Genomic DNA, 19,192 nt, shown 5'->3' with positions numbered 1-19,192 from the left:
TCTCGATATGCGCTAAAATAAAAAAACTCAATGTGATCAGTGCTCTGCATGACCAGTTTTGTCAAAAAACGAGTCACAATTAAGGACATCGCCCGAGCCGCGGATGTAGCTCCCTCGACAGTCACGCGAGCGCTGCAGGGCAGTGCCCGTGTGCGGCCGGCTACGCGCGAGCGGATCGATGCGATTGCCCAGGAACTGGGGTACGTCCCTAACCGGGCCGCCCGAACTCTGGTCAAACGCAGCAGCGGGCTGATCGGCTTGGTAATACCTGATATGACCAATCCGTTTTTCGCCGCGCTGGCGCGGGGAATTGAGACCGAAGCGGCTAAACACGATATGCGCATTGTGATCAACGACACGCTAGGCCAGGAGTCCGCCGAGCGCGCCGCAGTCCGCCTGTTTCTGGAGCTGGATGTAGATGGGTTGCTGGTCCCCATGGCCCGCTGCCCCCAGGATTATTACGACAAGTTGCCCTCGCCGGTGCCGATCATGCATGTGAATAGACCCGACGCCCGTTACCACGTTAGCTGCGATCGGGTGGGAGGCAGCCTGGATATCATGCGCCACCTTATCGAGCTTGGCCATCGCCAGATTGGATTTGTCCGTGGACCCACGCCGCCGCCCGGTCGGGAGCCGAAGATGCAGGCCTATCGCCAGGTGCTAGCGGAAAACGGACTGGACTATAACCCGGATCTCATCTTTGCGTTTGACGGAACCGTTCAAAGCGCTGACCACATCGCCGAACGCATTGTTGACCTGTCTCCGGTCCCCTCCGCGGTTTTTGCCTGGAACGATATCAGCGCGATCGCGCTGATCCACGCGCTGCGTTTGCGAGGAATTCAAGTTCCAGACGATATGTCGGTCGCCGGACATGACGACATCGAACTCTCCAGACTTGTGAATCCGCCGCTGACGACAGTGGCCTGGCCCATGTACGAGATTGGTCAGCACTGCGTTCGCAGCTTGCTGCGTTTGGGCCAGGGTCTGAAACCTCGGCAGCCCAGTTTGCCCAGACCACAGCTGATCGTGCGGGCTTCAACGGGTAGCCCGAAGGCTACCCGTTGATCCAGAGAATCTTTAGAAATTTGTTCTCACGTTAATCCCGAAGTATCGCTCAGCGTCCCTCGGAATCTGATAGCGGAACCCGTCACCGGAGAAGGTTGTGGTGTAGCGCTCATCGGTCAGGTTGCGGCCGATGAGCGTGACACTAAATCGGTCGTCGTCACTGTGGTACCCAAAACTGCCGTTGAGGATGCTGTAGTCGGGTAGCAGAAACGGGTTTTCCGCGGTTTGGCCGATGTTTCCGGACAGCTTCTCGTCGGTATAGATATACGTGGCGTTTAGCTGGAGTCGGCCCCCGGAGCTGAGCGGGTATTCCCACTGGCTGCCAATGGAAGCTTTAACGTCAGGTGCAAAAGGCAGCGGCGCACCCGTCGTCGACTCTGCATCCGAAACGGCAAAGCCACCGGTCAAAGTGATGTTGTCGGTGGGCTGAATCAGAAAATCGAGTTCGATGCCGCTGGTCTCGACATCGCCGCCGTTGGTAAAGCCGGTGATGGTAGTACCATCCGAATCGTCGAAGTCATTTGCCTGGAAGTTTTCGATTTCAGTGTCGTAGATCGCCAGGTTAATCAGCCCCCAGTCCGCCGAGTACTTCAAGCCGAGTTCAATCGCCTCTGATTCCTCCGCCAGGATCGGATTTAGATCGTTGGCACTCATGTTGTAAAACACATTGAATGCCGGGCCCTTGTAGCCGGTGCTGTACGTGACGTACGCCATCGCCGAGTCGCTGAAATCCCACTGCAGGCCGATTCGACCGGATAGATCGTTGTCGTCGGTCGACCCCGAGAAGTCGGTGTTTTCCGTACGCGGCCGCACGCCGACGCCACGGCGTCCAAACTCATCGTTGCTGATCCGGTTGTGGCTGAAGCTCACATCGTCCCGGGTATAGCGCAGGCCAAACAGCGCGCGGAAGGTATCGTTGATATCGTAGGTGCCGTCAGCGTAGATCGCGATGTTATCAAACTCTGTATCCATGAAACCGGTCGCTGATACGATGTCGTTCGCGTTGCACGTGATGTTGTTGGCGGTAATAAACGCGGCAACGTCCGCATCTGAGTTGGGCAGTCCTAGTGTGTTGGCCAGGTGATCAGAAATAGCGGCGTTGAGCTGGCCGTTGTTGTTCTGGCAGCTCGCTTCTCGGGTGAAATTGCGCTCCGAGTCGATGTTCCAATAGAACAAACCCACCTGATATTGGAGCGGCCCGTCCGCGGTAGAGGTGAGGCGCAGTTCCTGTGAAAACTGACGCCATTCCTGCGGCCCTACGTCGTGGAGCTGAAAAGGCACGCCGAACACGGGCAGGTTGCTGTCGCCAGCGATAGACGTGAAGTCGCCCTCACGAAATTCCGTGTTGTCCCAGTTGCGAACCGCGGTGATCGAGGTCAGCGAAAAATTGCTCATGTCGTGGTCAATCTGGACCGACATCGCGGTGGTTGAGTCGAGCGTCCGCGTTTCGAAATCATGATCAACCAGGCGCTGGTCTAGATCCAGTCCGGTCCCGTTTGGAGCCGCTTCGGAGGCGGGATTCCGACCGCTGGGCCGCGCTTCAAGGTCAGCGCAGCAATTGTTGTCAGCGTCATAGTCCTCGAAGATGAACAGGACGTTGGTGTTATCAGAGACGTCGTAGTCAAGCATTGCGCGGGCGCCCTGCTTGTCGTAGCCGTTGACCGTCTGGTTGTTGAATACGTTGCGGATGTAGCCGTCAAAATCACTGCTTAGCACCGTCAGACTGCCGCGCAGATTGTCTGTGAGCGGGCCAGAGACGCGACCCCGAAACTGCGACTCGTTGTCCTGGAAGAAGCTTGCGCTGATATAGCCTTCGAGCTCATCCGTCGGACGACGGGTCGTGATATTCACGACACCGGCAGAGGCGTTTTTCCCAAACAGCGTGCCCTGCGGACCGCGCAGCACCTCAATCCGTTCGAGGTCGTAGAGGTCGCCGAATGCCTGGCCTGACCTGCCCAAAACCACGTTGTCGACAACGGTAGAAACGCTCGGCTCGGCGCCGATACTGAATGAGACTGTACCAATGCCGCGTACGGTGAGAGCGCTGTTGCGCGTGGTGTTGCCGGTCCGGAAGTTCACCGAGGGCACCAGCGCCTGTAAATCTTCGAGGTTGTTAGCGAAGGCGCTTTCGATCACCTCCTCCCCTAAAACCGACACAGCAACGGGAACGTCGCTGAGGCTTTGTTCGCGCTTTTGCGCGGTGACAATTACTTCTTCCAAAGGCTGGCCGGATGCCGGAGCAATCAGGCTTACCTGAAATGCTGCAGCGGTGGTCAGCGCTGTAACCAGTCTCCAAGAAAGTCGCATGGTGTCCTCCTCGTATCAACCCAGTCGTCTTTCTACTCCTTGCCACAAAAAAATGCAAACGTTTGTATTTTTTGTCATTTTTTTCCGAACATGGCCTTGTTTCGGCTAACCAACGCGACGGCGCGCGTAAAACGTCCAGAGAACGGCGTTAAATGTCGCTAAAACGCAACATATCAACCAAAACTGTCCACTCATGCCTCCAACTAATCCAATCGGTGAAAATAACAGGTAAAGGAATACAACCATGGAGAACAGCGAACCTGCGGCGGGGATGGCAAATCGCCAAGGTGTCAAGTCCACCAGATCGCGAGCGTCGTACTGCCACGTGTCCGGCGTAGGCTGCAGCAAACCGGCTACGAGCATGATGGCCACCTCAAGCGCGAATAGCACCGCGTAAAGGTGTAGAAAGTGGAGGGTAACGATGTCATCAAACACAAACTTTGCAAGGCCGTAGGCAATCACGTGAAACACGATCACAGTCTTAGCGGCAAACGCCGGAACCCGGCGAGTGAACAGGCCCACAATGACGATTACAACGACAGGGATGTTGTAGAAGCCGGTAAAAATTCGAATGATCTGCCAAAGACCTTCCGGCGCGTACTGCAATAGCGGCGCCACTACAAACGAAAACAGCGCGATGACGACACTGGCCTTTTTCGCCACGCGAACCATTTCCGCGTCGCTGAGCGGCCTTTTTTGCATCGGCGCGTAAACGTCGAGGCAAAAAAGCGTTGCGGCACTGTTGAGGAGCGAGTTAAACGAGCTGAAGACGGCCCCCAGCAAAACCGCTAGAAAGAAGCCAGACATGGCTACGGGCAATACGTCCCGGATCAGCCGGGGATAGGCCAGGTCGATGCTTGCTAACTCCGGGCCATAGAGATGAAACGCGATCACGCCAGGGATCATCATCATGAAAGGCACAAGGATCTTGAAAAACCCGGATAGCAGGACGCCCTTCTGGCCTTCAGCAAGGTTCTTAGCGCCAAGCGTCCGCTGGATCACGTACTGATTTGTGCACCAATAAAACAGGTTGGCGAAGATCATGCCGGTGAAAATCGTGGCGAAAGGCGTGGGGTCGCTTGGCCCGCCGATGGCGTTGAGTTTTTCCGTGTTGGTGCTGGTGATCACCTGCAACCCCTCTCGGACGCTTCCATCACCTAACGCAGCCAATCCAAGGACAGGAACCATGATTCCGATGACCAGCAGCCCCAAACCGTTAAGCGTGTCCGAAACGGCTACCGCCTTGAGTCCTCCGAAGATGGCGTAGACGGCGCCGACGCAGCCAATGGCGACGATAGTCAGTACCAACGCTCTGCTGTAGGACAGATCGAGCAGCGAAGGCACATCAAACAGCTGAAGTACCGCAATCGAGCCCGAATAGAGCACCGAAGGAATGGTTACAAGGCCATAGCCGACCATAAACAGAATCACCGACATGCGGCGCACATCGTCGTCAAACCGGTTCTTAAGAAATTCTGGCAGCGTAGTGAAGGCGCCTGCGAGATAGCGAGGAAGGAAGATCAACGCCATGCAGATGGTGGCAAACGCGGCAGTGACTTCCCAAGCCATGCTACTCATGTTGTAACCATAGGCAGAACCATTGAGTCCGATGAGCTGTTCTGCGGACAGGTTCGTGAGGAGCATCGAGCCTGCGATAAATACACCGGTCAGACCGCGCCCAGCTAGAAAATACCCGTCCTTGGTATCAACCTCGCCTCGCGTCTTGAGGTAGGAAACCCAGGCGACCAGGCCCATAAAAAACACACAGCTGCCGACGGTCAGCCAGAGGTTGCTTTCAGACATTTCCTTTCCCGGTTGCTCAGCGGCGTGAGACGCTACTTGATTTTTTGCATCGACGAAAGCTTTGAGGCTCCTGCACTGTCCAATAACTCTGTTCATCAAGGGGCTGATACGATGCAACCTCAACATCGCTGCCGTCATCATCAGGACCGCGACGATGGCGGCGGAAACGCCTTAGCACAGAGGGTGGGCCCGGTCGCCATGCACGAGACTCAGCGAACCATGGGGTCGGCCGCGGGTGCCGTCGAGACTCACACAGTAACGACGCCTCCATCGCCCCGACGAGTCTCCAGCGTCGAGCCGTTCGCGATAGTCCCGGCTTCAGAATAAGGACTATCCCCAATCATCTATTTTCGCTGACTGGAATCGGCACGTTGCAGACGCCGATACGTCCCGCCGTGTCGACGAACCAGTTGTCTGTTCGGAATTGACGCGATTTGATGAGGTTCTGAAAGGTTGGGGTGTTCGTGCGAAGCACTTTCAGGTCCAGTCGCTCGCTTAACGGGATGTCGGAGGCGAAACGCACGGACTCAATGGGGATTCGCTCCGATTCGTGCTCGTAGAACCCGAATGCTCCCGTGCCCCGGGGCAGCGTCGTCAGCAGCTCCATACCCTGAAGAACTCGCCCTACCAACGTAACGTTGCGGTCCAGGTGCCTCGGGGCGTGCCCGGTGACGACATACAGCTCGGTGCCGATGCCGCTGTCGGGTGGTAAACCGCGCCCGACGCCAACCATGGCATAGCAGTGGGTCAGCCACGCCCGTTCTTTGTCGGCGCCCATGGGGAATCCGCTGGCAAAACCAACGGTGTCGGCATAAGCGTCATCGCTGGCGAGCTCGACGAAGCTTAGTCCGGAACGAGGTCGAAAAAACTCAGGCTCAAGCGTGTTCGGCAAGCCGTGGGGGCGGGCGGCGTCATCCTCCGCCTGTGGATCACCCAGCTGCACAACGTAGTTTTCCTGGACCCGGTTGATTGAAAGGCCGTCGAAGTACTGCGCCTTCATCAGCCTTTGGATGTTAGCGACCGTACTGGGTGCAAATTCCGATGCCAGCTCAATAACCACCGTCCCGCTTTTCAGGGTTAGATAGAGCGTCATTTCAGGGTCCGGAATCCGCCAGTCGGAAGCCGAAGCTTCCGCCAAAACATCGGCCATGGTTTTTATCGACTCTTCCGAACTGGCTTTACCGGCTAAGGTGTAAACCGCCAACGTCGCAACGAATACAGCAAACCAACGCATGCTCAGAGCTCCAACCCGCAGAAAAACGAGATTCTACCTTGCTGGCCCTTCTGCCATGTGCATCGCGTCGGCGGCAACGCTATCTTATGGCGCTCTAATTTTTGGCCTCTGCCAGGATTCTTGCCCATGCCTCGAGTTTTACAGTTCACCGGAATACTACTCTTTGCTGGCCTGCTTTCAGCATGTGGCTCGGAGTCCCCCGCCCCCGAACAGGCCATGGAAGAAAAGCTGACCGAGGAATTGCAGGCTCCGGCAGCGGAGAAGCGGCCGCATAGACTGAAGGCGCATGGCGAAACGCGCGTCGACGATTACTACTGGCTCCGAGACGACGATCGCGCCGACACGGATGTGTTGGCCTATCTGGAAGCCGAAAACGCCTATACCGCAACCATGACGGCGCACACCAAGCTACTAGAGGACGTCCTATACGAAGAAATGGTGTCGCGAATTCAGAAGGACGACTCCTCGGTGCCCCTACAGTTTGGCGAGTACTGGTACTACCGGCGCTATACCGAAGACCAGGAGTACCCGGTTTACGCGCGGCGCAGCGGCAGCGAAGATGGGCCGGAGCAGGTGATTCTTGACGTCAATGAGCTTGCCGAGGGCTATGACTATTTCAACGTCGGTGGGTGGGAGGTCAGCGACGATCAGCGGATATTAGCCTGGGCTGAGGACTCGGTCAGCCGACGCCAGTACACCATCCGCTTCAAAAATCTGGAGAGCGGCGAGGTTTACGTCGATCGCCTCGAAAATGCCAGTCCATCTTTTGCCTGGGCCGCCGATGGGAAAACGCTGTTCTACATTCGCAAGCACCCGCAGACGTTGCTGGGCTACCAGGTTTTCCGCCATGTGCTCGGCACCGATACGGCTGACGATGTACTCGTATATGAGGAAAAAGACACCAGCTTTTACCTGTCGCTCGAGCGGGGGAAGTCCCGCGACTGGATATACCTGAACCTGGGATCTACCACCTCTGACGAGGTGAGGATGCTGCGAGCCGACCAGCCCCTGGGAGAATTTGAACCATTTCTGCCGCGGTCCGCCGACCACGAGTATTCGGTAGACGATACGGGTAACCGATTTTTTGTCCGCACCAACTGGAACGCCGAAAACTTCCGTTTGATGGAGACAGACTTAGCCCAGCGCAGCAACAGGGACGCATGGCGCGAAGTGGTTCCCCATCGTGATGATGTGCTGCTACACGGCTTTGAGCTGTTTCAGGATTTTGTCGTGGTCAACGAGCGCAGCGAAGGCCTCCGTAAACTCCGAGTCCTACCGCAAAATAGTGATACACCCGAGTTCTTTATCGACTCGGATGAACCGGCATACACGATGTATATCGGCGCCAGCAAAGAACTGGATAGTCACATATTGCGCTATACCTACACCTCGCTGACCACGCCCACCTCAGTCTTCGACTACGACATGCGCAGCGGGGAGCGCAGCCTACGTAAGCGCGAGCCCATACTGGGCGATTTTGATCCGGAAAACTATCAGAGCGAGCGATTCATGATCGAGGCCCGCGATGGCACGGCGGTGCCCGTCTCACTGGTCTATCGCAAACCGTTCGAGCTTTACGCAGACCGCCCGCTGATGGTGTATGGCTACGGGTCCTATGGATCATCCCGCGATCCCTCATTTTCTATTTCGACGTTGGCGCTGCTGGACCGAGGCTATGTGTATGCCATCGCCCACATTCGCGGTGGACAGGAATTGGGTCGGCAGTGGTATGAACAGGGCAAAATGCTCAACAAGATTAATACGTTCACCGACTTTATCGACGTCACTCGCGCGTTGGTCGGCAAAGGTTACGGCGACGCTGACCGAGTGTTTGCGATGGGTGGGTCTGCCGGTGGCCTGCTGATGGGTGCCGTGATCAACATGGCGCCGGAGCTTTACCGCGGCGTTGTCGCCGCGGTGCCTTTTGTCGACGTGGTCACCACCATGGCCGATGACACTATTCCCCTCACCAGCAATGAGTACGACGAATGGGGCAATCCGGCCAGCAAGGCGCACTACGACTATATGCTCTCGTACTCGCCCTATGACCAGGTAAAAGCACAGAACTATCCCAACCTGCTGGTGACTACCGGCCTTTATGATTCCCAGGTGCAATATTGGGAACCCGCCAAGTGGGTAGCGAAGCTCCGAGCCAACAAAACGGACGACAACCTGCTGCTGTTAAAAACCGACATGGAGGTCGGCCATGGCGGTTCGTCGGGCCGCTTCCAGCGCTACCGCGATCGAGCCGAGATGTGGGCCTTTGTGCTCGATCTGGCAGGCATTCCAGAGGACTGAGCGCCATGTGCTGATTCTCCTGATGAGCTAGCGCCCTGGCCTCCGTCAGGGATGCCTGATTTCTCTACTGCTTAGTATTTTCCGGATTGGCCGTCGCGGAAGCAGTGCCAGTAGAGTAGTTCATAAATGAACTTGGGCGCACCATACCTATGACGGAGGGGTCTGGAGTGACCGTAGCTTCTCTAAGCCAAGCACATTCTTCACAAAAGACCGAATGCTGTATGGCTCCGCCGATGGTTCTAATGGCGCATTCCGAGTCATTGTCAATGAGTCGCACAAAAAGCCTGACTTCGCTGTGTGGCTGGAATTCGTATTCGGTTTTTGCCATGCGAGAACCCGAACAACCGATGCTCACGTTTCGGATGCCGGCGACGACGCGACCGCCTCTCGCAACGGCCTGCTTGTCGATGCATAAGAATTCCGGTGAGTAACAAACTGGGTCAGCGTTGCCTTCGCTGGCCAGTCCGACCCCACACAGCGAAAGTAGGCTGGCCAGTACCAATAGGCGCTGGGATAACGCGATGCTCATGGCGGGTTCGAATTCAGTGAGCTATATCCAAAGCATATCCTAATTGACGCACTTGTGAACTCACGCGTAGGGCTGGCTAAGTGCCAGTTCGAAAAGGTCCTAAGAGCATGCCTTCCCGTTAAGTGTTAGTGCCACAATATGGCTGGTACAAGCGGTCGACAATGCCGGGCGCTTCGGTCAGTATCTTTGCCATGCGGCTCAAAGCGTCTACCGGAATACTCACTTCGCGAGTGCCAGCCTGGTGCACCACGGTGCTGGCCGGCGTCGCGATCCCGGTTCTCGTTCTGCTGCTTCTTTCGCAAAAACCATCACCGCTCGCTGTGGTGAGCGGCCCAATACTCACCTTAGGCCTGATGGGCGTTGGCATCATTGCGGCTGCAACTTCTGGACGCTTTTGGGTCGGCGTTGTTTTGGCTTTGCTGAATGCAGCGTGCTTAATCGTGTTGGCTCTTTCGCTGGGCATGCAATCGCTCCCTCACCCTTTCTCAACGGTATTGGCCATGGTCATCGCAAGCCTCAGTTTCGCCGCGCGCGGCGCGCTTTTTGCGAAAACGATGTCTGATAGAGGTTGGTGGATGGCGCTATTTGTCGTCGCCGGCGAGGGATCTGTTTTGCTGATCGTCTACGCTTTTCCCGGCGTGCTGCCCGATTGGTTTCTCGCGCTGCTGCCCGCGCAGTGGGCCAGTATTGCGATCCAGACGGCGATCACCGGGACTGGCACGCTGGCGGCAATGCCGGTCCTGATCGCTCTGGCTGGCACCGCGTCGACGACACTGCTGGCGGCCAGACTCTGGCTGCGTCGCTGGCCTTATCTGCTCATGTTTACAGCCTGGCTTGGCCTGTCTGCGCTGGTCTACTTTACGACCCGCTTTGGCTAAGCCCAGGCTCGACGATTTGAGAGTTTCGCGTGTACGCCTTCGAGCCGATCTTTCAGGAGTACGAGGCGTTTATCCCGCTCGTAGATGAAGAGTTGGCTCGTCGCTGGGAATCAGCTCTCTGACCCCTGGCTTATTTGTCTGGCTTTTCCTGGCGCTCCGACTCAAAAACACCGTTGGGCTGGTAATAGATGATGCGGGAAGAACGCCCGTTGTCATCCAGGACGAAGCCCACCGAAAACCCCTGCAGCCCCTCGATGGCGAACCGGCCGGACACCGTGGGCACCAGCGTGTAGACCGGCTGACCCGCAATGGCGAGCTGTAGCTGGCTGCCGGACAGGGTGATGCGCTCGGTGCGTTGGGTGACCTCGTCCGCATATCCGCCGACAAAGCGTTTAAGGTATTCCGGGTCGGACAGGCGAGGGTCTGGCTGTTTTTCAAACACAATCGGCGAGGCCGTCAATTCAAAGGGGGCTTCCAGTGACGAGATATTGCCCTCTATGTTCGTGCGGAACAGGAATTTTGTGTCCTCAAAGGTGGGGTCACCCTCGGTTTCGGCACCGTTCCACGTGTCGTAGTGCCAGTGGGCCAGCGGGGCGTCGATACCGTTGAAGTTGAGCGACAGGTTGTTGCGACCGCTGCGCTCACTGATCGTGATGACTCCGTAGCCCGGGTGAGCGTAGCTGCCGACGTAGTCTGTGATGGGGTGAGACGGCCGAGTCTTCGTTTTGCGCTCAGCATCCCGCTTCTTCTCGGCTTCCTCAGCAACGGACTTACCCTTGCGGCGCTGCTCCAGGGCCTCGCCTACCCAGTCCTCCGGTTCAAGGCCCAGAATGCGGTCGGCCGCAACCCGGTTGAACAGATCCCCAAGATTCGATCCCACGTTGGTAAACGACACCAGGCCCAGGTTGTCGTCGGGAAACAGGATGACCGAAGTAATGAACCCGTCGATGCCGCCACCATGGCCAAGACGGCGATGCCCCCGGTAAACGCTGACGCCCCAGCCAAGGCCGTAGCCCGCAGAGACAATGTCGTCCCGGGTGGAGGTGGAGGGCACGGTCATGTGTGGGCTGTGGATGTCGGCCAGCGTGGCGCGGTCAACCAGCTGCGCATCGCCCGCGCGGCCGCCGTCCAGGTTGAACTGGAGCCAACGCGCCATCTCGTTGACGCTTGAGTTGACCGATCCGGCTGGTCCTACCAGGTCAATCGATCGGAACGGAATCTCCTCCAGTTCATCGTCGTCGTTCTCCCGGTAAGGGCGTGCGTGATTGGCGTCCGCCTGCGACTTCGCCACGCTGAAGTTGGTGCGTTCCATACCCAGCGGTGAAAACAGGCGGGACCGCATCACCTCCTCCCAGGTTGACCCGCTGAGCTCGCCCGCGAGGTAGCCTGCCGTCATGTACATCAGGTTGTTGTACTGGAAGCGCTCACGAAGGTCGGCGGTAAACTCGAGGTGTTCAAACCGGGCGATCAACTCCGCCCGGGTGCCTCCGTTGTTGTTGTACCAGAGCAGATCGTGGCGCGGCAGGCCACTGCGGTGGGTCACCAGATCCCGAGTTGAGATGCGCGCGGCGATGCCCGCGTCGGCGAGGTTAAAGGACGGTAGATAGCGCCGGACCGGCTCGTCCCATTCCAGCGCTCCGTCATCTACGAGCACGCCCAGAACCGTCGACGTCATGGCTTTGGTCGTGGAGCCGATCGCAAACAGGGTATCCGGCGTCATTGGCAGTTCTTTGTCCATGTCCCTATACCCGAAGCCCCTGGCGTAGACCACATCGCCACCGGCCACAATGGCAATGCCGAGGCCCGGAACATTGAAGTCGGTAAGCGCCTGTTCGATCTCTGCGTCAAGTCCCTCAAGGGCAGCGGCAGCGCGCTCGGCAAGCCGTTCAAGTTCAAGCCGGAATGGCAGGGTGCCGCCGCCCTGAGAGAACGTGCCTTCAATGGTCTCACCGCTGTCATCTAGGGTCCCGGTGAAGTTGGGGTCGCCGGGTATGTTCGGAATGCGGAACGCGATGGTCCGTTCTTCCGCCGCTACGTCGATCAGGCCAATGTCGATCAGCGACTGCACGGGAATTGAAATGTCGCCGCTGACTACTCCGTTGTCATCGGACTCAAGGTCAACATCGATTTCCAAGGCCCCGGTGGGGATGTCGATGGCGCCGACCCAGTGGCCATCAAACGCCGATTCGGCTTGAAGCATCGGCGTGATAAAAAGCAGGGCCGCAGTGGCCAACCATCTGGATGCGTGCATGTGTGGTTCTCCCGTTGTGCCGAGCGTAGTATCCCTAGGGTATTGCGAGCGCGTCATGTGGCACAGGTCCTTCCAAACGATAAGGGGTCAGATTAACTTTCCTACAAAGTTTTCCTGCCCGCCGTCGGAAAGTTAACCTGACCCCTTTGCTGCTGCTGCCCGCCGTCGGAAAGTTAACCTGACCCCTTTGCTGGACCCCAAAAAATTCAGGAGTCGATTCGTCTGTAGCGCCACAAATTCGGGTTGCCCAAAATCACTTTCTCCTCAGCAATCCAGATAAGACCCCGGGGAATAAGACGGGTGCCATGTTTCATTGAGGACTCTCTAACGCAGCTGCAGTTAGCTCCGGGAAGATGTTACTACGACACCAGTTATGGTGGGCCGACCTGGTACTTGGTCCTGACCCCCAGGTTTCGATTAGCTCTCGGCAAGTTCGGCCAAACTGTTGCGTAGCGTCTCAAGCTTATCGCCGTAGCGCTTCCAGCGGCCGATTGAACCCGAATACAAGGGCTGCCGCACCTGAACCGAGCTGGCGGTTGAAACCGGCGCCTTATTCAGATGGAAGTTGAGGCAGGTCGGATCCCAGGGTAGACCACAGAAGTCCAGCAGCCGACGGGTCTGCGCCTCCTGATCGTGCACGATGGATTCATAAGCAATCTCCATGAATCGGTCAGAAGGCAGCTGTGACTTGAACCAACCCATTAGCCCGTCGAACTGCCGGTAAAAATCGGCCGTTTGTTCCAGATCGTAGGTGTAGTGGTAGTAGGAGTGCGAGGTGGTCAGCAACTGACGGTAGTTGCTGAGGCAGCTGTCCATGGCACCTCGTCGCAGTACGATGATCCTGGCATTGGGGAGCGCTCGATGGATCAGTGCAGCGTAGAAAAAATTCAGCGGCATCTTGTCGACGAAGCGGGGAGAGGAGTCACCGATCCTTGGTCCAACCGTTTTTCTATAGGCTTCGCCGATAGCCGCAAGCGGCAGTTCGCCGGCTGCGCCCAGCGTGTCACTATCCAGCACGTGATTGGAGGATGTGCCTGCAGCTTCCTTGATGAGTCCCGGAAATACGTTGAGCTCGCCGGCTGAGGTGACGAGCGGGTGGGATGAAAGAATTCGATCGACCAGCGTGGTACCGGTTCTCGGCAGGCCGATCACAAATATGGGTTCGTCAGCCCCAGCGGACTGTTTCTCTTTATTGACAACCCCAGCCGCAGTGGCCCGGGCCGCTGAAAACAGCGACGGATAGTTGATTGGGTTGGGTGACGCTCGCTTAAGTTTTTTGGCCAGGTGCAGCCACTCTAGACTCTCCTCATAGCGGCCCAGATCTTCAAGGGTTTTAGCAATGGCGTGCCCCAGGTGCAGGGCTGCGTCAGCGTCGTGACGAGCTGACTCAAAACGAGATTTGAGTTCATCCAGCGGGTTGTTTTCAGCCTCCGCACGCCGCAGCCCTACCAGCGAAGACCAGGCGCGGTGTGAATTAGGGTCTCTCTGCAGCGTGTCTTTGTAGCATGTCTCGGCTTCCGCGAAGCGACCCAGAAACTGATATGCAGCGGCCAGGTTGTAGTGGTAGTTTGCCGGGCCCGGGTTTAACGCCACAGCCCGCTCGAAGAACTCCACCGCCTGTTCGTGAAACCCGGTGCGGCTGTAGATCACGCCGATCGTATCGGCGAGATAGGCGTTTTCTACAAAGTTTCTGGCGGCGGCATCAGCAGCGTCGGCTGCCGCGTTTTGGTGGCCAATGGTAGTGAGAGCCTGGCCGAAAAATGCCTGGTAGTAAGGGTTTTCGGGCTGCAGCTGCACGGCCCGCTCGTGCAGTTCTCTCGCTTTGAGGTGATTGCCGTGGTCGCCGGCGATTCGGCCGAGCAGGCAGTAGGGCAGCGCGTTGTGCACGTCCGCCTGAATCATGTCAATGCTTGCGCGGTGTACTTCCCGATACTCTCCCGCGGCCAGCGCGGACAGGTGGTCCAGCAAAGGGCTGTATGCGGTCATGTCAGCAAAGGAGGTCGAGGCGGGTCACGAGCATACCCGAGATGAGCGCGGCGGCCGAAATTTTGTCCCCGTGGAAATCGGGGGGCTCTTGGCCCACCCGATACCAAGGCTATTAGAATCGGTAGGTGAAGCGGGCACCTACGGTACGCGGACGAAGCACCTGAGTCAGGAAACTGCGCACCGATGCACCTTCCACCACCTGGTTGAAAGGCGCACTGCTTTGCGCACCCGATTCGGCGAACTCATCGAACAGGTTGGTCACGTACCCGGTCACCATCCAGCTGTCAGACTCATATACGACAGACAGGTCGGCAATGCCGAATGAGTCCAGAGTCAGACTATCGCCGCGCGCCCCGGTGCGCGACAGCACATCGTCCTGCCAGGCATATCCGAAGTTGTAGGTGAGGTCTTTCCCATTGGGAAGCGACTGGACGTAGCTGGCAAAAAGGGAAAGCTGCGACTCCGGGGACCCGGGCAGGCGGTCTCCCGGCTGACCATCCTCAAACGCGGTGCCGAAACCCGGCGTGGTAATCGCTCTGATCAGGGACGGAACGGCGGCAGAAAGTTCGCTGTCGGTATAACTGTAGGCGGCGCGAACCCGCAGATCGTCTGTCGCCAGCCAATCGGCGCTGAGTTCTAGGCCTTTGGACTCGGCGCCATTGGCATTGATGGTAATTGGGATGCTCGCGTTGACGGTTGCAGAAGACAGCTGTGGGTCATCCCAGTCGACGAAGTACACCGCGCCGTTCAGTGTCAGAGAGCCATCGAGCCAGCGGGACTTGACGCCCAGCTCGTGGTTTCGAGTGGTATCCGGCCCGAATTGGCGCTCATCAAACTGAGCAAAGTCGTCGGGGCCAGGTCCAAACTGCTGGCCTGGAGCCAGATTGCAGTTACCCTGGCTGGCGTTGGGGTCAAAGTCGGGACAGGCCCCCCCACCATTGCTCTCTCCAAGGCGAAATCCTTCACTGATGGTGGCGTACACGCTGAGGTCCTCGGTGATGTCGTAGGAGGTGTTGATCTTCAGCAGCGTGCCGTCGTCACTTTGGGCAAGCTCCGGGTCAAAGGCCCGACTTTGGATTTCGCCGAGGCTGGCCGCTACGAAGCCCGGATCAAACAGCGGAAAATCGACCGTGCTCTGACTCTGCACGTCGTATTCGTAGTAGCGGCCGCCAAGCGTAACCTGCCAGCGATCGGTGATTTCGAAACCAATCTCGCCGTAAACCGCCTTTTCCTCGATCTCGGAAGAGCTGGCGGAAAAGTACTCGAGGTCGTCCGGCCGATCGAAACCAGCGAAGGCCGCGTAGCCCGGGGTGAACTCGGAGGATGAGCCTACGGTTTCAAGTTTGTTGTAAAAGCCGCCAACAATCCAGTTGATGCGCCCCGGATTGGAGGAGACCAGTCGCACCTCCTGACTGAAGAACTCATCTTCCTCCTCTTCCCGGGTGAATGCGGTGAAGGTCGGGAAGGTTTCGTAGGAATACTCCAGGCTGATCAGGAGGTCTGTCTGGTCCCGCTGTCCTACTTCCTCGTAATTCCCAAGACCAGTCGCGGAGGTGAGCTCGGCGAAGCCTAGATCAGCGATCACCTCGAGCGCCAGCAGCGAGCTCTCTTCCTCGTTGGGTTCCAGCACCCGGCTGGCGGAGGCATAGCGACCAACCGGGAATGCACCGCGGTTGCTGGAAACGGTTCGCCCTTCGTTGTCTTCCTCTTGGAAGTAGTAGGTGAGGGTGGCGTCGAGCCGATCGTTGGGTTCCCAGCGAACGGCAAACCGGCCTGACAGCAGATCCTGACCGTTGGCATCACTGACCGGCGCCAGGTTCGCCGCTACGGCAGCGGGGTCATTCAGATCCACGTCCGGCTCGGACACCCCGGGCTGCTGAACGACTGCGGGGTAGTCTACAAAGCCTTTGTCATCCAGCCGATCAACCGTGCCACGGATGGAAAACGTGTCTGACAGAGGCAGGTTGAAGGTCGCGCCCACATCAACGCTGATGCCGCTACCTTCCCCGATCGAGTAAGTATCTCCCCGAACCTGGAATAGCCGTTCCTGGGCATTGGGTTTGTTGGGAATGTAGCGCACGGCGCCGCCCAAGGTGCCGGCGCCGTAGAGCGTGCCCTGGGGCCCCAGCAAAACCTCCACCCGCTGCAGGTCTCGCAGGCGAAAATCGAGCGGAATCGGAACCTCGCCAATGTAGGTGGCTACCGTGGTGCCGATGTCGTTGCCGCCACCCTGCCCGAGCGGGTCGGCGTTGAGTCCACGGACGATGATTTCGTTGCCATTACGGCCACCTTGATTGACTGCGTTGATACCCGGAACGTATGCCAAAAGCTCGCTGATATTGTCGAAGCCCTGCTCTTCAATCTGCGCTGCGCCGATCGCTGAGATGTTGATAGGCACGTCTTGCACCGAGGCGTCTCGCCTGGTGGCTGTCACGGTGATCTCTTCGATGACGGTGTCTTGGGCCGATGAAATCGATGGCACCACCGTCGCCGCCGCTGGCAGCAAAAGTGCCGCGCGGATGGCCATTCCCAATCGGTTTTTGGCGACCTCCCGGGTCGCATTCCGATCGGTATGGACATTCGAAATCAAGTTGTGACGTCGCATAGGTTGGTTCCTTGGTCAGCGGAATCATCCTGTATAGCAAATACGCCGATGGCGTAAAGGACTCTCTGGAGATAACAGCAAGATCTCTGCACTTGTGCACCATTTTGGGTATTTTTGCTACGATTTGGTGCAGTTTTTGCACTAGTTTGGAAAGCCAGACGGTTGAGCTAGGACCCGCATCTGTTGCTTGGCGACTAGGTGGTGTAGGGGTCAGGATCAGGTGCAATTTCTCAAGAGAACCTCTCGGGCGTGACTTCAGTTAGCGCTAGCGAGACATCACTGCGAAACCGGTCATATAGGGCCGACCTGGCACCTTGTTCTGTCCCCGTGATTTGGTTCGGCCGTTAGTGGATGCTCTGTTCCCATTTCCTTCCGACACGTAATCTACCCTTTGAAGTTTTGCGATCAAATTTCGATTTTCACGGTCTGCTTTTTGAACGGGCGTCTCGTCAGCCCCTAACGAAGGACAAAACCGATGAAAAAAGCAATCGGCCTCTTATTGTTTGGCAGCCTTTTTTTGGTGGGCACCCCTGCGGAAGCGTCCGGTAGCGTCGCCCGCCCAACTCAGCTCCAGGACGGGCAGCTACAGGGTCGGCAGCGGCAGGTTGACCCGCTATACGACCAGGGCAAAGCCGTCTTTAAGGGAAGGGTCCGGGACTACGGCAAGTTGAAGTTTTGTGTTGTTGATCCTGAGTCTGGTGAACTGGCCAAGCTGAAGCGAAAAACGGTTAAACCGTTTCGGGATGCCAATGCCACCAACTTTGCAGCGAGTCTGTACAACTGTGAAATGCCGGAACAGCAGATCGCTGGCCTGCTAACCCGAAACGATCTGGTTGCGGTCGTTTACTACCTCAACAAGCGTTTCAAGCTGATGCTTGCCTAAGTCGTTTTTGCAGGAAGGGCCGAAGGGCCGTTGCCAGCAGGGCGACAGCCACCGGTCCAAACTCGACCCAAAGCACCCAGGCGGGCTGTTCGTAGGGCTGCAGGCCAGGCTGCAGAAGCTGCAGTCCGGTCGCGTACGCCAGCAGAACCGTGAAGGAGCCCAGCCAGGCCCAGACTGTGGGATAGATCACCGCAAATACCAGCACCAGCGGGTAGTACCAGGGATTCAATACCGGGACGGCAAGCAGCATCGCCAGATACAGCCAGTCGCCGCGAGGCGGAGCCGGCGGCGTTGTGTGGTGATAATGGCTGGCAAAGAAGTAGCCGGCGCATAGGCTGGCAAAGACCAGAAACAGCGTCATTTTCAACGTCCGGAGATCCAGGCTGTCCAGCAGCAGATAATAGAGCGGCGCGTTGAACAGCCACTCCCCGGCCATGGCCGCTAGACCGGCACTGCCGCCGAAACGACCGCTGAGAGGGAGGTGAAACGCGAGCACGGTTGCCGCAAAAATCAGCCAGCTCCGCCAGCGCCAGCGCAGCAGCAGCGGCGCGACAACAAAAGCAAACACCTTTGCCGCGACGGCCATGCCCAGCAGCATTGCGGTAGCCGACAGATGACCTCGACGCCAGGTCAGCAGGCTGGCCACGAGGGCGGTCAGCATCAGCACGTCCGGGTGCGTGGTCATCGCAAACTCTTTCAGGACCAGCGGGCTGAATCCATAGAGCACCACCGGTGCCAAGGTCGCGCGACCCAGATCTCTGAGCAGCAGCGAAAGGAGCAAAACCAGAAGCAAATCTGCCGCGGCCATCATCACCTGGAGCACAAACACGGAGCCCGGCGCGATCAGGTATGCGAGTGCAAAGACGTACTGGTTGACCGGCCCATAAATGGTGCCGATGTCAGGATTGTTGATCTGATCCAGGATGTCGGTCCAGCGGTCGTCGTTTTCGTCCAGAAAGGCATCGGAGGGCACGCTTGCGTAGGGCGTACCGTTTTCCACCGTCTGCCGGCCGTCCCACAGATAACGGAAGTAGTCGTCTTCGTAGACCGGCTCGCCACCGACCGCAACCAGACGCAGGACAACACACCACAGCAGCACCGGCTTCATGCCGATTGTGCCGCCAGCTCGCCAGACGGCACCGTCCCCCAGCAGAGAGAGCACAAAGCCGGCGCCGCACAGACCCAGAAACACCGTGATGTCTGGAGGTAAAGCCTGCCGAGAGTAGTAGGCCAGGGTGGCGCAGACCACTGCGGCGGTCAGGCCGCTGAAATGGAACACAGCAAGTTCGGGTCTTCTGATCAACACCGGCTACCGCTCAAGCGAGGCTTGCCATAATGACCAGTAAAACGCTG

At 57.7% G+C, this 19,192-nt stretch carries 12 protein-coding genes; 4 read left to right on the top strand and 8 right to left on the bottom strand.

Translation table 11 applies throughout. From position 1 onward, the window contains the following. Nucleotides 1–48: 48 nt before the first annotated feature. Entirely contained in the window at nt 49–1,065 is a 1,017-nt protein-coding gene (locus tag AAF358_10310; GenBank protein MEM7705935.1) for a LacI family DNA-binding transcriptional regulator, read from the top strand. A gap of 12 nt (nt 1,066–1,077) precedes the next feature. Here AAF358_10310 and AAF358_10305 read toward each other — a convergent pair whose 3' ends face one another. From AAF358_10305 to AAF358_10295, 3 genes are all read right to left on the bottom strand, one after another. Further along, nucleotides 1,078–3,372, bottom strand: a complete 2,295-nt coding sequence (locus tag AAF358_10305; GenBank protein ID MEM7705934.1) for a TonB-dependent receptor — start codon at nt 3,370–3,372, stop codon at nt 1,078–1,080. A gap of 105 nt (nt 3,373–3,477) precedes the next feature. Beyond that, nucleotides 3,478–5,175: a solute:sodium symporter family transporter gene (locus AAF358_10300; protein MEM7705933.1), complete on the bottom strand. Its 1,698-nt coding sequence runs from the start codon at nt 5,173–5,175 to the stop codon at nt 3,478–3,480. A gap of 340 nt (nt 5,176–5,515) precedes the next feature. Beyond that, nucleotides 5,516–6,409: a peptidylprolyl isomerase gene (locus AAF358_10295; GenBank protein MEM7705932.1), complete on the bottom strand. Its 894-nt coding sequence runs from the start codon at nt 6,407–6,409 to the stop codon at nt 5,516–5,518. A gap of 126 nt (nt 6,410–6,535) precedes the next feature. On the opposite strand from AAF358_10295, the gene AAF358_10290 reads away from it, so the two are divergent. Next, nucleotides 6,536–8,707, top strand: coding sequence for a S9 family peptidase (locus AAF358_10290; protein ID MEM7705931.1), 2,172 nt, complete (start codon nt 6,536–6,538; stop codon nt 8,705–8,707). A gap of 64 nt (nt 8,708–8,771) precedes the next feature. Here AAF358_10290 and AAF358_10285 read toward each other — a convergent pair whose 3' ends face one another. Continuing rightward, nucleotides 8,772–9,236, bottom strand: a complete 465-nt coding sequence (locus AAF358_10285; GenBank protein ID MEM7705930.1) for a hypothetical protein — start codon at nt 9,234–9,236, stop codon at nt 8,772–8,774. 251 nt (nt 9,237–9,487) lie between these two features. Between AAF358_10285 and AAF358_10280 the strand changes: the two genes are divergently transcribed. Further along, nucleotides 9,488–10,114 (top strand): hypothetical protein, encoded by a 627-nt coding sequence (locus AAF358_10280; GenBank protein MEM7705929.1) that lies wholly within the window; start codon nt 9,488–9,490, stop codon nt 10,112–10,114. Nucleotides 10,115–10,244: 130 nt separating this feature from the next. Here AAF358_10280 and AAF358_10275 read toward each other — a convergent pair whose 3' ends face one another. The 3 genes from AAF358_10275 to AAF358_10265 form a co-directional block, all read right to left on the bottom strand. Then, the gene (locus AAF358_10275) at nt 10,245–12,365 is read right to left on the bottom strand and encodes a serine hydrolase (GenBank protein ID MEM7705928.1); all 2,121 of its coding nucleotides are present in this window, start codon (nt 12,363–12,365) and stop codon (nt 10,245–10,247) included. Between the two features lie 417 nt (nt 12,366–12,782). Continuing rightward, nucleotides 12,783–14,351 carry a sulfotransferase gene (locus AAF358_10270; GenBank protein MEM7705927.1) on the bottom strand — a complete coding sequence of 523 codons (1,569 nt, stop codon included), beginning with the start codon at nt 14,349–14,351 and terminating at the stop codon, nt 12,783–12,785. Between the two features lie 112 nt (nt 14,352–14,463). Beyond that, complete coding sequence (locus AAF358_10265) at nt 14,464–16,956, bottom strand: TonB-dependent receptor (GenBank protein ID MEM7705926.1); 2,493 nt, start codon at nt 16,954–16,956, stop codon at nt 14,464–14,466. A gap of 475 nt (nt 16,957–17,431) precedes the next feature. Between AAF358_10265 and AAF358_10260 the strand changes: the two genes are divergently transcribed. Next, nucleotides 17,432–17,839: a hypothetical protein gene (locus AAF358_10260; protein ID MEM7705925.1), complete on the top strand. Its 408-nt coding sequence runs from the start codon at nt 17,432–17,434 to the stop codon at nt 17,837–17,839. On the opposite strand, the gene AAF358_10255 is transcribed toward AAF358_10260, so the two are convergent. Further along, a complete protein-coding gene (locus AAF358_10255; GenBank protein ID MEM7705924.1) occupies nt 17,820–19,142 on the bottom strand; it encodes a hypothetical protein in 1,323 nt (440 codons plus the stop codon). The two genes, AAF358_10260 and AAF358_10255, sit on opposite strands and share 20 nt — an antisense overlap. Between the last annotated feature and the right edge of the window lie 50 nt (nt 19,143–19,192).

The sequence above is a fragment of the Pseudomonadota bacterium genome, assembly GCA_039033415.1.
Lineage (GTDB): Bacteria > Pseudomonadota > Gammaproteobacteria > Xanthomonadales > SZUA-38 > JANQOZ01.
This window is presented reverse-complemented; position numbering and strand designations above follow the sequence as displayed.

Coding starts and splice junctions, on each gene's coding strand:
- AAF358_10310 (MEM7705935.1), top strand. CDS start 49: ATGACCAGTTTTGTCAAAAAACGAGTCACAATTAAGGACATCGCCCGA.
- AAF358_10305 (MEM7705934.1), bottom strand. CDS start 3,372: ATGCGACTTTCTTGGAGACTGGTTACAGCGCTGACCACCGCTGCAGCA.
- AAF358_10300 (MEM7705933.1), bottom strand. CDS start 5,175: ATGTCTGAAAGCAACCTCTGGCTGACCGTCGGCAGCTGTGTGTTTTTT.
- AAF358_10295 (MEM7705932.1), bottom strand. CDS start 6,409: ATGCGTTGGTTTGCTGTATTCGTTGCGACGTTGGCGGTTTACACCTTA.
- AAF358_10290 (MEM7705931.1), top strand. CDS start 6,536: ATGCCTCGAGTTTTACAGTTCACCGGAATACTACTCTTTGCTGGCCTG.
- AAF358_10285 (MEM7705930.1), bottom strand. CDS start 9,236: ATGAGCATCGCGTTATCCCAGCGCCTATTGGTACTGGCCAGCCTACTT.
- AAF358_10275 (MEM7705928.1), bottom strand. CDS start 12,365: ATGCACGCATCCAGATGGTTGGCCACTGCGGCCCTGCTTTTTATCACG.
- AAF358_10270 (MEM7705927.1), bottom strand. CDS start 14,351: ATGACCGCATACAGCCCTTTGCTGGACCACCTGTCCGCGCTGGCCGCG.
- AAF358_10265 (MEM7705926.1), bottom strand. CDS start 16,956: ATGCGACGTCACAACTTGATTTCGAATGTCCATACCGATCGGAATGCG.
- AAF358_10260 (MEM7705925.1), top strand. CDS start 17,432: ATGAAAAAAGCAATCGGCCTCTTATTGTTTGGCAGCCTTTTTTTGGTG.